15 protein-coding genes are annotated in these 14107 nt (G+C 69.5%); 12 read left to right on the top strand and 3 right to left on the bottom strand.

The features are described from left to right. Nucleotides 1-29 precede the first annotated feature (29 nt). A complete protein-coding gene (locus tag H6726_20150) occupies nucleotides 30-701 on the bottom strand; it encodes a hypothetical protein (GenBank protein ID MCB9659973.1) in 672 nt (223 codons plus the stop codon). Nucleotides 702-800: 99 nt separating this feature from the next. On the opposite strand from H6726_20150, the gene H6726_20145 reads away from it, so the two are divergent. The 6 genes from H6726_20145 (at nucleotide 801) to H6726_20120 (ending at nucleotide 5435) form a co-directional block, all read left to right on the top strand. After that, complete coding sequence (locus H6726_20145; protein ID MCB9659972.1) at nucleotides 801-1781, top strand: glycoside hydrolase family protein; 981 nt, start codon at nucleotides 801-803, stop codon at nucleotides 1779-1781. Between the two features lie 161 nt (nucleotides 1782-1942). Continuing rightward, nucleotides 1943-2098 (top strand): hypothetical protein, encoded by a 156-nt coding sequence (locus H6726_20140; protein ID MCB9659971.1) that lies wholly within the window; start codon nucleotides 1943-1945, stop codon nucleotides 2096-2098. A gap of 143 nt (nucleotides 2099-2241) precedes the next feature. Then, a complete protein-coding gene (locus H6726_20135) occupies nucleotides 2242-3315 on the top strand; it encodes a hypothetical protein (GenBank protein ID MCB9659970.1) in 1074 nt (357 codons plus the stop codon). After that, entirely contained in the window at nucleotides 3315-3968 is a 654-nt protein-coding gene (locus H6726_20130; GenBank protein MCB9659969.1) for a TetR/AcrR family transcriptional regulator, read from the top strand. The genes H6726_20135 and H6726_20130 overlap by 1 nt, the downstream gene beginning before the upstream one ends. After that, on the top strand, nucleotides 3965-4828 hold the full coding sequence (locus H6726_20125) for an HAD-IIA family hydrolase (protein ID MCB9659968.1): 864 nt from the start codon (nucleotides 3965-3967) through the stop codon (nucleotides 4826-4828). The genes H6726_20130 and H6726_20125 overlap by 4 nt, the downstream gene beginning before the upstream one ends. 148 nt (nucleotides 4829-4976) lie before the next feature. Further along, nucleotides 4977-5435 carry a VOC family protein gene (locus tag H6726_20120; GenBank protein ID MCB9659967.1) on the top strand — a complete coding sequence of 153 codons (459 nt, stop codon included), beginning with the start codon at nucleotides 4977-4979 and terminating at the stop codon, nucleotides 5433-5435. A 52-nt stretch (nucleotides 5436-5487) separates the two neighbouring features. On the opposite strand, the gene H6726_20115 is transcribed toward H6726_20120, so the two are convergent. After that, complete coding sequence (locus tag H6726_20115; protein MCB9659966.1) at nucleotides 5488-6468, bottom strand: fatty acid desaturase; 981 nt, start codon at nucleotides 6466-6468, stop codon at nucleotides 5488-5490. Between the two features lie 65 nt (nucleotides 6469-6533). Between H6726_20115 and H6726_20110 the strand changes: the two genes are divergently transcribed. From H6726_20110 to H6726_20090, 5 genes are all read left to right on the top strand, one after another. Beyond that, nucleotides 6534-7157, top strand: a complete 624-nt coding sequence (locus H6726_20110; GenBank protein MCB9659965.1) for a TetR/AcrR family transcriptional regulator — start codon at nucleotides 6534-6536, stop codon at nucleotides 7155-7157. A 105-nt stretch (nucleotides 7158-7262) separates the two neighbouring features. Beyond that, entirely contained in the window at nucleotides 7263-8930 is a 1668-nt protein-coding gene (locus H6726_20105) for a protein kinase (GenBank protein ID MCB9659964.1), read from the top strand. Between the two features lie 5 nt (nucleotides 8931-8935). Beyond that, nucleotides 8936-9916, top strand: coding sequence for a hypothetical protein (locus tag H6726_20100; protein ID MCB9659963.1), 981 nt, complete (start codon nucleotides 8936-8938; stop codon nucleotides 9914-9916). Continuing rightward, nucleotides 9913-10719 carry a hypothetical protein gene (locus tag H6726_20095; GenBank protein MCB9659962.1) on the top strand — a complete coding sequence of 269 codons (807 nt, stop codon included), beginning with the start codon at nucleotides 9913-9915 and terminating at the stop codon, nucleotides 10717-10719. Before H6726_20100 ends, H6726_20095 begins: the two co-directional genes overlap by 4 nt. A gap of 176 nt (nucleotides 10720-10895) precedes the next feature. Continuing rightward, complete coding sequence (locus H6726_20090) at nucleotides 10896-12074, top strand: acetylornithine transaminase (protein MCB9659961.1); 1179 nt, start codon at nucleotides 10896-10898, stop codon at nucleotides 12072-12074. 97 nt (nucleotides 12075-12171) lie between these two features. Here the strand turns inward: H6726_20090 and H6726_20085 are convergent, their stop codons facing one another. After that, the gene (locus H6726_20085; protein ID MCB9659960.1) at nucleotides 12172-13377 is read right to left on the bottom strand and encodes an NADH:flavin oxidoreductase; all 1206 of its coding nucleotides are present in this window, start codon (nucleotides 13375-13377) and stop codon (nucleotides 12172-12174) included. A gap of 39 nt (nucleotides 13378-13416) precedes the next feature. Here H6726_20085 and H6726_20080 point away from each other — a divergent pair, with 39 nt between their 5' ends. Then, nucleotides 13417-13995 carry a TetR/AcrR family transcriptional regulator gene (locus tag H6726_20080; protein ID MCB9659959.1) on the top strand — a complete coding sequence of 193 codons (579 nt, stop codon included), beginning with the start codon at nucleotides 13417-13419 and terminating at the stop codon, nucleotides 13993-13995. Nucleotides 13996-14107 lie beyond the last annotated feature (112 nt).

The following is a 14107-nucleotide window of genomic DNA, read 5'->3' as shown; positions in this document are numbered from 1 at the left end:
AGGCCCTCCCAGCGATCCCGATCGGTGCTCTATACGCCCGCATAGTGCATGGCCAGGCCCACGCCGATGGGCACCGTGCAGGTCAGGAGGAAGATGGGGATCCAGCCGTGGGTGCGGACGCCCAGCGCTCGCGCGGCCAGGTTCAGCGGCTTGTTGCCGAGGCCGCTCATGATGCAGAAGTCGTGGTCATACGGGTCGACGTGATGCTTCGCGTGGGCCGCGTACGGGATGATGAAGCGCACGCGCTGCATCATGGTGACGAAGGTGCCTCGCTGCGCGTCGGGTACGTGTGCCCAGCGGTGACTCATCTGCATGAGGTGCAGCATGGCCACCATGCCGAGGTAGCCCACGAAGACGAGCGGGTTGTTGAACGGGAGCACCGCGAAGAAGAACAGCGTCAGCGGGAGATGCATCACATAGAGGTGCTGGTAGAGCGACAGCTCCCGAAAGATCTTCTCCGGGTCGTTGTGGTGGTTCTGGAACCCTTGAGCCAGCGGCGCGATGAACTTGATGTCCAACGAACGGGGGTTGTCGAGGATGATGTGCAGCATCCCGCTGACCACGTCGGTCACGAAGTAGCAGAGCACCAACATGATGAGGACGGCCCGCCAGCTGGGGGGCTCGGTCACGATGCGATAGGACGCCCACGCGATCCCGAGGGTCATCAGGATGGTGAACTTGCTGCTGTACTGCGCTTGCATGCGGCCTTGTAGCAGAGTCGGCGATGAATGGAACGGCGAGAATGCAGTGCCCCGGCGACGGCGCCTTCGTCGCTGGCGACCCCAGGGTGGCCAATGGCGATGGACGACCGCTCACTCTCGGGCGACGCTGAACGCATGCCACCGTTCACGTACACCCGTGTGAAGACTGCGCCTTGCGCCCTGATCCTCCCCGCGCTGCTCGCCGTCGCATGCTCGGACGGTGGGGTGTCACCCAGTGACGCTGGAGCGGCCGACGCGCAGGACGCGCGCGACGGCGGGACGGACGGCGCCATCAGCGCTCCCTCTTCGTGCAAGCGCGGCATCGCCTACGGCCACCACACCGACGCGGACATGAGCGCCCTCCAGCCCGCGGTGCGCTGGTGGTACAACTGGGCCTACCAGCCGGACGCCGAGCTGGGCAGCGGCACACCCGGGAGCCTCGGCGTCGAGTACGTCCCCATGGTCTGGGGCGGCACCTTCGACGCCGAAGCCATGGTCGCGAACATCCCCGCCGGCGCGACCACGCTGCTGGGCTTCAACGAGCCCAACTTCGGCGAGCAATCGAACCTGAGCGCGACGGCTGCCGCGGCCCTGTGGCCCGACGTCGAGGCCATCGCCGACGCCCGCGGCCTGACCCTGGTCTCCCCCGCGGTGAACTTCTGCGGAGGCGACTGCCAGGACACCAACCCGTTCGACTACCTCGACGACTTCTTCGCCGCCTGCGACGACTGCCGCGTCGACCACGTGGCGTTCCACATCTACGTCGGCTGCCACCCCCCGGGCGACAACAAGGCCCAGTGGCTCATCGACCACGTGGAGACGTACAAGGCGCGCTTCGGCCAGCCCCTCTGGCTCACCGAGTTCGCCTGCACCGACGCCACCAGCTTCGCCGACCAGGTGGCCTTCCTCGAAGACGCCGTGGCCTACCTCGAGAGCGAGCCCCGAATCCACCGCTACGCCTGGTTCTCCGGCCGCTTCGCCGGCATCCCTTATGTGGACCTGCTCGGCGCCGACGGGCAGCTCACGCCCCTGGGCGAGGCCTACGTCGACGCCCCCGCGAACGCCGCCTGCACCGACTGACGGGACAGTCCCTCGACAAGCGAACAGATCACCCGTCGGCAACGCGGTCGAGGCAGGGGTTGCGTTCGCCGAGTCCTTCATGTAAGTTGGTCGAACAACCAATGACCAGTGTGCGCTCAGGATATGCCATCGAGGTCGTCACCAGAGCCCGCTCATTCGAGATGGCCGAGGTCACCGGTGGCATCGTCGAGGAGGCGTTCGCGCTCCTGCTCGAGGCACTCGAGCGCGCAGGCCTCGAGGCCACCCCCGCCGCCCCCGGCGTGCACACAGACTTGCTCCTCGCGCCACCTCCCGGCGCCCCACCCGCGACCTTCTGAGCCCCACCGACCGTCCCGTCCGAACCCCGAACACACCCGCCCAAACCAACCCCACCCGAACCAATCGGACTGACCCGAGCCCGGGCGGCGGGCCCCGCTCCCGCTCTCGCTACAGAGGCCGCGACCGATGGTAAGGTACCCCCGTGACGGACACCGACGCGCCCCCCCAGTCGATCCCCCCCCTGCTCGCCGCCGCGTGGGAAGCCTATGGCGACGAGCGCCCCATCGTCCTGGCCGAGAACATCAGCGCCACCGTGTCCACCAACACGGTCTACCGCGTGACCCTCTCGGACAAGAAGCAGCTCATCGCCAAGACCTCCAGCTACGGGTCCTACGTCCACTTCCGGCAGGACCACGACCGCATCCTCGAGTGGACGCGGCTGCTCTCCGGCTCGCGCTTCGGCAACTTCCTGGCGCCCGTACTCACCTTGGACGGCAAGGCCTTCACCTACCGTGACGACACCGGCTGGGCAGTCTTCTACGGCAAGACCGACATCTACGACTTCCTCCCCAAGGTGCTGACCGAAGGGCAGATCGAGTCCTTCGGCGCCGAGCTCGCGAGCTTCCACCTGCAGTGCCAGAAGATCTGCCACCGCATCCCGCCCACGTGGAAGAGCATGGGCTCGGACATCGCGCAGCTCTTCGACAGCTTGAGCAACCCCCGGTACCGGGCCGAGCGCAACCTCAGCAACGAGGACGCGTCCATGCTCAAGACGCACTGCGACCGCTTCCTCCACAACGCCGAGGACCTCGGCTATCACGGCTTCGCGAAGCTGCCAGTCCTCGTGGACTGGAACACGGGCAACTTCAGCGTCGGCCTCGACGGTGACGGCTTCAAGCTCTTCACGCGCTGGGACTACGACTGGTTCCGCATCGAGCCGCGCACGCTGGACTTCTACTTCGCCAGCCGCGTCGTCCGCTCCGAGGGCGACCAGACCATCTTCAGCTACCTGGTGGACCCGCTGCTCGAGCCGCGCTTCATCCGCTTCATGCGCGCCTACGACGCCATCAACCCGCTCGCGGACGAAGAGATCCTCTTTCTCAAAGAGGTCTACCGCTTCTTCATCCTGAACTACGTCATCCGCGAAGGAGAGCACTTCTTTCAGGGCCCCATCTGCCAGCGGCTGCAGCGTGAAGCGGTGGACATCTATCTGCCGACGCTCGACGCCGTGCGCTTCGAGAAGGTCGTCGAGGCGCTCGGACACGGCGGCGCGTGATGGCCCAGCGGGAGCCCCTGTCACCCCGGCGCCGGCCGCAGCAGGCGCGCTCACGAGAGCTGGTGCGCGCCATCGCGATGGCGTGTGAGCGTATCCTCGTGGACGAGGGAGCCGCGGCACTGAACACCAATCGCATCGCCGAGGTGGCGGGCGTGAACATCGGATCCGTCTACCGCTACTTCCCCAACAAGGAAGCCATCATCGCCGAGGTCTACGAGCTGCAGCTGCAAGACCTTGCCGCCGAGTACGAAGACGGTTGGGAAGCCGCGCAGGCGGGGCCGGGCCCGCGCACGCTGACGGACGCCGTGCGCGCCCACATCGCCGGAAACGCCGCGATGCACCGGCGCCTGCTGCGCATCGACGACGCGTTCTATCGCGCCTACCAGCGTGAGCTGGACCTGGGCGAGCGCCGCAGCGAGCGCTTCGACCGCACGTTCCTCGAACAAGCCGAACACTGGCTGCGCGACCAGCTCGCCGTCCACCGCGCCTCCCTCGTCGTGACCGACCTCGACATGGCCGCCTTCCTGGTGGCCCGCTCGGTGGCGGGCGCCTTGCGCAGCGCGGCCCGAGACCAACCCGAACGCCTGGCCGACGCGGCGTTCTTGAGCGCCCTCGAACGCATGGCGCTGCTGTACCTGGAAGGAAACGCGTGACCCTCGAGATCCGCTCATTCGCCGAAGTCACCGCCAACTACGACGTCATCTTCTTCGACTCCTACGGGGTGCTGAAGAACTCCGGTGGCGTGCTCAAGGGCGTGCCCGACCTCCTCTGGCGCTTGGTACAAGCCAAGAAGGACCTCTACGTCATCACCAACGACGCCAGCAAGTCGCCCGAGCGCATGGCGCAGTCCTTCTCGCACCCCATCGAGGGCGAGCTGATCCCGCCGAGCCAGATCATCAGCTCCGGGCTGCTGGCGACGGACTTCCTCGCCGCGCAGGTCGCGTCCAAGAAGCCCAGCGGGCGCGCCGTGTACCTCGGCAAGCCGGGCTCGGCGTACTACGTCGAGAGCGCCGGACTCACCGCAGTACCCCTGGTGGAGTGGCGCGACGACGAGGACCCCGACGCCATCGTGCTGCTCGACGACGAGGGCTTCGACTGGTTCCGCGACATCAACCACGTCCTCAACCTGATCCGCCGCAGCCTGGCCCCCGTGGTCATCGGCAACGCGGACCTGCTCTACCCCACCAAAGACGGCGGGGTCGCGCTCGCGGTGGGCAGCCTCGCGAACATGCTGCAGCCCATCGCGCAGAAGACCTTCTATCGCTTCGGCAAGCCCGACGCGATGATGTTCGTGTATGCGCTTCAGGCGGTGCGTAGCGCGCGCCCCGGCACCAAGAACCACAAGGTGCTCATGGTGGGAGACACGCTGCACACGGACATCCTCGGCGCGCGGATGGCCGGGCTGGACACCGTCCTGGTCCTCAGCGGCAACACGATGGCGCACCAGGCGGAGATCCAGATCCAGTCGACCGGCATCGTCCCGACCTACGTGTGCGCCGACATCCTGAGCTAGCCGCTCACTTAGACGCGGAGCCCCGTCACTCGGAGACACTGACCAGGTCGGTCGCGACGGTCGCCGGGACGTCTTGGGTCAGAAGGCCTCCAACCCGACCATACCCACCACCTCATATCAAGCAGTGTGCGGTAGGCTCACGTCGACCATGGAAATCAACGGCGTCGCCCACATCATGCTCACCGTGCGCAGCATCCCACACTCACGCCCCTTCTACGTGGCGTTGCTGGACCACATGGGCCTGCGACGCATGGTGGACTCGAGCGAGTACCTCTACTACGTCGGCGGGCGCACCGCGGTCGGGCTCCGGCCCGCGTCCGCCGCCGTGTTGGCCCTCGAGGACGACGCTCCGGGCGCGCGCTTCGACCAAGGGCGCGTGGGGTTGCACCACGTGTGCCTCCGGGCCCGCTCGCGCGAAGACGTGGACTCGGTACACGACGTGTTGATCGCGCTCGGCGCGACGATCGTGCATCCACCGCGCGAGGAGCCTTGGGCTCCTGGGTACTACTCCGTGCTGTTCGAGGACCCTGACGGCATCCGCCTCGAGGTGAATCACGTCCCCGGGAAGGGGCTGTTCGAAGAGGGCGCGAAGCGCGGCGAGCCCTAGGCGCAGCGCTCGGCATGGGGCGGGAGCCATCGGAGGCTGAAGCCCATGGACCTCACTCGCGTCGGCTGTGGCGCACCACGCGCGCGAGCGGCCCGAGGCGTGCGTCCGTCATGAACCGCCACCACACCGCGCTCCACGATCCGTGGCTCACCAGCTCGTCGTCGTAGAGCGCGGCGCACGCCCGGCGCAACGCCGGGAGGCGCGTCCAGGGGACTGCCGGAAAATCGTGGTGCTCACTGTGGTATCCAACGTTGAGGGAGATCGCATTGAGAGCGCCGTAGTAGCTGTAGGTCTCCTGCTGTTCATGGACGACGGTGTGCTCTTGGAGCAGCCGGCCGGCCAACGGATGGAGCGCGATGGTGAAGTACAGACTGAGCGCCAGGTAAACCAGCCCAGGGACGCCGACCAAGAGCGCGACTGCTGCGCAGAACACCCCCTGCGACGCGACGTTCAGCGCCAGCCACCCGCGCGCTCGGGGCTGGGGCATGGTGCGCGTGCGCCACAGCTGCCAGAAGGGGAAGCTGACGTGCCAGGCGAGCTTCCCGAGCGCACCGCGCTGCGCGAGGGCGTGCTCGGCGGAGCCAGGGAGGTCCGGATCGAGGGCGGGCTCACCCTGGTGCCGGTGGTGCAGCAGGTGGAAGTGCGCATACGTGATGGCCATGGGAAGCACGAGGGGCAGGTTCGCCACCAGGGACACGACGCGGTTCACGGTGCGGCCACGCCCCGCCAGCAGGTGCGTGCACTCGTGCAAGACGGCGTATAGCGCGTGGCTGATGAACGCCCCGACGCCAAAGGCGAGCAGCGGCACCAGCGCCCAGCCCCACACCCCCCAAGCATCCGGCTGCGCGAGCGAACGGGCGAGCGAGGACACCCACGCGGTGAGGAGCACCTGGACCACGACGAGACCCAGGGTGAGCGGCGGAGTCCACCAGGTGGGCCCCTGCAGCCGCTTGAGCTCGGGGTGTTCGCGCCGTAGCCGCGCCGCGCGGGCGCGGTGGGGATCGGGATAGTCGACGAGCTGCAATTGGTTCATGCGGACCTCCGGTCAATTAATAGACCGACCAGTTGGTTTATATCGATGCTAGACTGGCGCGTCAAGTGGCCCGTACGAAAGACCCCGAGCTCGAGGCTCGCAGACGCCGCGAGCTGCTGGACGTGACCATCGCGCTGCTGGGCGAGGAAGCGTTCCACGCTGTGACGCAGGACAAGGTGGCCAGCGCCGCAGGTGTCTCCAAGGGCGTCGTCACCTACTACTTTCCGACCAAGGCCGACCTGCTGGTCGCGGCGATCGAGCGCTATCACGAGCAGGTGCGCGAAGGACTGGAGGCCATCGTGGCGCTCCCGGGCCTGCGTGCGCGCGAGAAGCTGCGATTGCTGGTACACGCCGCGTTTCCCTCGTCGCAGGCCGTCGAGCGCGAGGTGCGCTTCCAGAGCGAGGTCTGGTCGCTGGCCAAAGACCACCCGGCCGCGCGCGACGCGACCATCGCCAGCTACCGCGCGTTCCGCGACGCGTGCGGGCAGCTCCTGCGCCTCGGCGCCGAAGAAGGGCTCCCCACCGCTGGCTCGTCCGAATGGACCTATCTGTTCATCCACGCGCTCATCGACGGGCTGAGCTTTCAGCTGGCCGTTCAGCCCGAGCTGGACCTCCCCGCGCTACGGGAGCGACTCGAGCGCGTCATCTTGGCGCTGGCGGCGGGTGTCGCCGACGCGGAGCTCGGGTAGGCGAAGGTATGGAGAAAGCTCCCACCATGGCCAGGGACGTGCCGTCCGCCCAGCGTCCGTGATACAGATCAACGGCGAGTGACCAGTGTGACTCCCCAGACGCCCGTGACGGCTTGGCACCCCGGCTCGGCGACGCCGCCACCCGTCGGCACGGTGGTGGCGGAGAAGTACGTGATCGAGGCCCTCCTCGGTCGCGGCGGGATGGGTGCGGTCTATCGCGCGCAGCACAAGTTCACGCAGCGCCGCGTCGCGCTGAAGTGGCTGCTCGCGGACGACGAGGCCATGCGCCTGCGCTTCATCCGCGAGGCGCGCACCATGGGGGCGCTGGAGCACCCCAACGTCGTCGGCATCATGGACATCGGCGAGGACCAGGGCGCGGTCTACCTCGTGATGGAGTTCATCGAGGGCGAGACGCTGCGCGACCACCTGGACCGCCGCCCCACCCCGCCGGCGCGCGCCATCGGCCTCCTGATGCCGGCGCTCGAAGGCATCGCAGCTGCGCACCAGGCGGGCATCGTCCACCGTGACCTCAAGCCCGCCAACCTGTTCGTGTGCCTGGACCGGGACGGCACGGCGTACAGCACCAAGGTGCTGGACTTCGGCGTCGCGTTGTCCATGCGCCAGTCGGGCAACGCGCTCGGCCTGACGCAGAGCGGCGCCGTGGTGGGGACGCCACGCTACATGGCGCCCGAGCAGATCCGCGGCGACCGGCGCGTGGACGCGCGCGCGGATCAGTTCGCGATGGGCCTCATCCTGTACGAGGCGCTCACGGGGCGGCTCCCGTACGACGCGGCCGTGTACGAAGCGCTCGTCGTGGAGATCGCCACGGTCACCCCGCCCAACCCCCGCTACTTCGCGCCCGAGCTGCCTCAGGAGCTCGCCGACGTCGTGCTCAGGGCGCTCGCCAAGGATCCGGCGGAGCGCTTCCCCGACATCGCCACCTTCGCGCGAGCCCTCGAGCCGTTCGCCGACGGCGTTCGCTTCACCCCGCCGCGCCAAGCGCACGCACGCCGATCCATGTTGGGCGACGAGGTGGCCGAGCTGGCGATGGCGAGCGCGGCGCTGACTCCGAGCCGCCCGCACATGAGCCCCGTGGACGAGCGCCTCTCGGGCCCCCCTACCCGAGCGCTGGGGGGTGCCTCCGTACGCGCGTCGGCGACCACGCTCAACGACGTCGACTCCGAGCCCAGCGCGGCCACACGACGCGCCGGAGCCCGCGGGCTGGCGCCGGGTGACTCAGGAACCAGCGGCGCGCGCTCCGTCGAGGTGGCGAGGAACTCCGACGTGGAGTCCGTGGTGGAGCTCCCGGTCCGACGACCGACGGCGCTCTTCGTGGGCACCGCCCTGACCGTCCTGGCGACCGCGGGCTGGCTGGCGTGGCGCATGCTCGGTGAGGCGGTCCCGGCACCGACGGAGAACCCGGACACCTCACCCGCCACGACGCAGACGAGCGTGTCGGCCGAGCCCTCGACACCACACGCCCCGCCGACGACGGGCGCGGAACGTGACGATCCTTCCGTCGCACCCAACCCGGACCCCTCGGCGTCGAGCGAAGCGACGGACGGCCACCCGACCGCAGTCAGCGCCGAGCCCACGGACGACGCGGCTGCGCACTCGGAGCCGAACCCGGACGAGGTCGAGCCGAGTGGTCGTCGCAGCTCGAGCGCCCGGCGGCGTCCCACGACGATCGACGACCCCACGGCCATGATGGCCGCCGCCACCGCCATGCGCGCGGTCGGCCGCTCCGGAGAATTCTCCGTGGAGGACTTTTGAGCCGCTTGCCCTACCTATTCCTCGCGCTCGCGTGGCTGCTCGCGAGCGTCAGCTCCGTCGGCGCCCAGCCGAGCCCCATGGGGGACATCGACGAGCCCCCGCCCGCCTATCTGGCGCTGATCGAGGAGGCCGTGCGCGAGTCCGCGGCCGAGCGTTGGGTCGAGGCGCGGAGCCTGTTCCGTGAAGCGCAGCGCGTGTACCCGAACGCCCGCGCGCTGCGGGGTGAGGGCATGACGTCCTTCGAGCTGCGCGACTACACCGCCGCTCACCGCGCGCTCAGCGCATCGCTCACCGAGCCTCGACGCGCGCTCGACCCCGAGCAGCGGGCGCAGGTGGAAGCCCTGCTTCAACGCGTGAACGAGCTGATCGCGCGGTACAGCGTCGACCACCTGGGCGAGGGTGCGATGGTGGCGGTCGACGCCGTACGACAGGAAGCGGACGCAGAAGGCTACGTGCTGGTGCCCGCGGGTCGACACGAGGTCGTGGTGACCACCGCAGACGGCCGTCAGGTGCGTGGCGCATGGACGGTGCGCGGTGGCGAGCTCGGGCCGCTGCCGATGGAGCTGTCCGAGACGCGGCCCATGACGGACACGCCTCCCGTCACGGAGGCCGAGCCTGCCCGAGCCGAGGCGCTGGTAGCGCCGAGCGTCCCAGCTCCCGAACCAAGGGACTATGGGCCTTTGGGCTGGTCGCTGGTGGCGGGCGGCGTCGCCGTGGCCGTCACGGGCATGGCGTTGACCGTCGTCGGACGCCGCGACCAGCAGCTGCTCGAGGCCCCCCCCGCCAACACGCGCTGGGACGACGTCGCAGTGCTTCAGAGCCGCAGCCCACGCTTCATGCGCGCGGGGACCGTGATGACCCTGCTGGGCACCGCCAGCGCCGTCACGGGGCTGGTGCTCGTCCTGCGTTCCGGCCGCGATTCGGACGGCGCTGCGGTGCGGGCGTCGCTGCTGCCCAACGGCGGCCATCTGGAGGTGCAGTGGTGAGGGTAGTCTCTCGTTCCTTCCAGCGGACGCCCACCTGGGCGCCCCTCGCGTGTGTGATGTTGGCGGCCGCCTCGGCGCCTGGGTGCAGCGCCGAGCTCCCGGAGGGCGCGTTCGTGTGCGACAACGGCGGAGGCTGCCCCGACGGTTGGCGCTGCCTCTTGGACGACCGCTGCTACTCGCCGACCTTCCCAGGGTTCCCCATCTACAGCCGGTGCGAGGCGGACGACGAGTGCGCCTCGGGCAAGTGTGAGATGCCCTTCGATACCGCGTCGGTGGGTCGATGCTCCATCGCCTGCACAGCCAGCACGGATTGCCCCAACCGGGACGGGGTGCTCGACCCCACGGGTGAGCACGGGGTGTGCTCGCCCGACATGGACTGCATCATGCCCTGCGACGACCTGGACGACTGCGACAGCGGCCCCGACGTGCCGACCGCGCGACTGGAGAGCTGTGTGGTCGTCCCCATGACGGCTGGCGAGACGGCGTGCATCGGGTTCCCCGACACCTCGTTCAACGGGGACCAGGACTGCATGGGGCCCGCGGACTGCCAGGAGGGCCTCTTCTGTCTGCGCGCCACGACACTGGACGTGCGCGGCGTGTGCGTGTGGCCCTGCTCGCCGAACGGGAACTGCCCCACGGGCGCCACCTGCGAGCCGCTGCCCACCAGCATCAGCAACCTCCCGATGAACCCGGGGCACGCCTGCCTCGCGACCTGCACGCCGACCCCGGGACGGTGCATGCCGCTCACGTGCGACGAGTTCCCCAGCACGGACCCTCACTGCGTCCCGCCTGGCTGGCTGTAGCCGCTGCTCGAGCCCACCCCGCAGTCCACGGCGTCCATACCCGCCTATCCGAGCGCGTGACGCGCCCCACCGGGGGCGAAGCGCGTGCGGAGCGCGAAGGTGGGAAGGCCCGGGGACGGGGCGCCAAGCGCCCTCTAGGGTAGCCGCGGGCGCCGCCCTGCACTAGACCACGCACCATGGAACCCACCGCCGACACCGTCCACGTGCTCGAGACCGCCATCCGCCCGTCGTCGGTGATGGTGCGTGGCGCCGGTGACGAGCTGTTCGACGCGGCGGGCACGCGCTACCTCGACTTCGTCCAGGGCTGGGCGGTGAACGCGCTGGGCCACGCCCCGAGCGTCGTCGCGGAGGCGCTCACGCGGCAGGCCGAGCAGCTGGTGCACTCGAGCGCGGGGTACTTCAACGCGCCGCAGCTCGCGCTGTGCCGCACCCTGGCGCAGGCCAGCGGCCTCGAGCGCGTGTTCCTGTGCGCCACCGGCGCCGAGGCGAACGAGAGCGCCATCAAGCTGGCGCGCAAGTGGGGGCAGCGCGAGCGGGGCGGCGCGTGGGAGATCATCACGACGGCGGACGGCTTCCACGGGCGCACGCTGGCCACGATGAGCGCGAGCGGCAAGGCCACCTTCGCGCCGCTCTTCGAGCCCAAGGTGCAGGGCTTCCGCAAGGTGCCGTTCGGCGATGCCGAGGCCGTGGCCGACGCCATCGACGAGCGCGTCGTAGCCGTGCTGGTCGAGCCCATCCAGGGCGAAGCAGGCGTGGTGGTGCCCCCCGAGGGCTACCTGCGCCAGCTGCGCGAGCTGTGCAGCGAGCGTGGCGTCTTGCTCATGCTGGACGAGATCCAGACGGGCGTCGGGCGCACCGGCACGCTCTTCGCGCACCAGCGCGAGGACGCGCGGCCCGATGTGATGACGCTGGGCAAGGGCATCGGGGCGGGCGTGCCGCTCGCGGCCATGCTGTGCGACGCGCGCTACGCGTGCTTCGAGCCCGGCGACCAAGGGGGCACCTACGCCGGCAACGCGCTGACCGCCGCCGTCGGACAGGCCGTGATGGAGACCGTGATGGCGCCTGGGTTCCTCGCGCACGTGGAGGCCATGTCCGCCCGGCTGCGGTCTGCGCTCGAGACGCTGGTGGGGCGCGGGCTGCTGCGCTCCGTGCGCGGCGCGGGCCTCTTGATGGCCACGGAGCTGCCGCAGGCGTCGGCCGCCGAGGTGGTGCGCCTGGCCCACGCAGAGGGTCTCTTGCTGAACGCGCCGCGACCCAACCTGCTGCGCTTCATGCCGGCGCTGAACGTGCGCCCCGAGTCCATCGACGAGCTGGCCGAGCGGCTGCCGCGCCTGCTCGAGGCGGCCGCGGGCTAGCGCGCTGTCCGCTTCGCCACGCGGATTGTCCCACACCACGGCGAGGCTCCCAGCGTGCCGAGCGCAGCGTGCCGCGCGCGGCGAGTGACCGCCGAGCTCACGCGAAGTTGTCGGGCCGCTCCACGCAGCGAATCCCGTCGGGATCCTCGATGAGCACGGCGCACTCGTTGCAGTGGCTGCACCCGTTCACGTAGCTCGGGTCGGCCGCCGCGTGCTTGGGCAGGTCGGGGTCGTACAGCAACGCGCGCCCCAGCTGCACGAAGTCGAAGCCCTCGGCCATCAGCGCCTCGAAGCTGGGCCCGTTGGTAGCGCCCCCCACGTAGCAGACCCCACAGCTGACGCGCTCACGGATGCGGCGCGCGTGCTCCAGAAAGAACAGCTCCTCGTAGGGGTAGTCCTTGAACAGCATGCCGCCCGCGAGCTTCACGCCCAGCTTCATGAACGCGCTCTTCTGGGTGCGCATGATGCCATCGCGGATGTTGGTGCCGCGGAAGAGCAACATGGGGTTGAAGCTGCTGGTGCCGCCGCTGCAGATGATCACGTCGAGCCCGCCGCGCTCGAGCAAGGCCGCGATCTCGAGCGAGTCCTCGTAGCTGACGCCGCCGGGCACGCCGTCGGTCATGCTGATCTTTCCGAACAGCGGGAAGTCGTCGCCCACCGCCGCGCGCACCTCGGCCAGCACCTCGAGCGCGAAGCGCATGCGGTTGTGCAGCGCGCCACCGTACGCGTCCTTGCGCTTGTTGGTCAGCGGGCTGATGAACTGACTGATGCCGTAGCCGTGACCGAAGTGCACCTCGATGGCGTCGAAGCCCACGGACTTCATGAACGCCGCAGCCCGCCCGAACACGCGCACGCGCTCGCGGATCTGGTCGGTGGTCATCGCCACCGCCAGCGCGCGACCCACCGTGATCCCAATGGGACTGAACGCCCGCGAAGGCCCGAGGGGGCGCTGGCCCTTGAACAGCGGGTTCTTGGTGAACGTCCCCGCGTGCCCCAGCTGGCCCATGACAGCCGCGCCCGTTTCGTGCACCTCGGTGATCAAGCGCTCGAGCGGCGCCCGCACCCCCTCGTGCATGTACATCATGTTGTCGTCGATGCGCCCGTCCGACTCCGCCGCGCAGTATCCGATGTTGGTGAGCGCGATGCCTCCTTCGCCCAGGCGACGGTGCATGCGCGTGAGCGCCGCGGTGGGCACCCCCCCGGGGGTCATGCCCTCGAACGTAGCGGCCTTGATGAGGCGATTGCGGAGGGTCAGGCCACGCACCTGGGCGGGGGCGAAGCACTTGGCGTAGTCTGCGCTCATGACCTGCCCAAGATATGTAATTGCGCTACATATGTCAACATGACGAGCGCACCGAGACGAACCCAGGCCGAGCGACGACGCGAGACCCAGGCCGCGGTCCTCGGGAGCGCGGCGCGCTTGTTCGGCGACGCGGGCTACGCCGCGACGAGCCTCGAGCAGATCGCTGCGGACGCGGGCACCACCATCCGGCCCGTGTACCACTACTTCGGCAACAAGCAGGCGCTGTTCGAGGCCGTGGTGGAGGCACACGAGGCGCAGCTCCTCGAGGTGCTGCAGGACGCGTCGTTTCCGCCTGGGAAGGCGGGCCTGCTCGCGCGCTTCCGCGCGTGCTTGACGCTGCTGTCACGACGAGACTTCCAGCGCGTAGTGCTGGTCGACGCGCCAGCCGTGCTCGGCAAGAGCCGCTGGGCGGACTCTCCGGTCGTGCAAGCCGCGGGTGAGCTGCTGGGCACGCTGCCGCTCGGGGCCGACCCCGTACAGGCTGCGCTGCTCCGTCGCATGCTCATCGGCGCGCTGACCGAGGCCGCGCTGACCTTGGCCGAGAGCCGCACCCAACGTGAGCTCGAGCAGCGCACCAACGCGCTGCTGCGTCTGGCTGCGCTCTTGCCCGCGCCTTGAGCGATCACTGCGCGCCGCGAGACGCGGGGTCACGGGCAGGCCCCATCCCGTCGCGCGCCCGCTCGCGGCATCCCCCACTCCGTCGGTGACGCGAGGGCCCATGCGCTCAGGG

It is taken from the genome of Sandaracinaceae bacterium (assembly GCA_020633055.1).
Classification (GTDB): Bacteria; Myxococcota_A; Polyangia; order Polyangiales; family Houyiibacteriaceae; genus JADJJE01.
The sequence above is the reverse complement of the archived record's forward strand: the minus strand, read 5'-3'. Positions and strand labels throughout refer to the sequence as shown.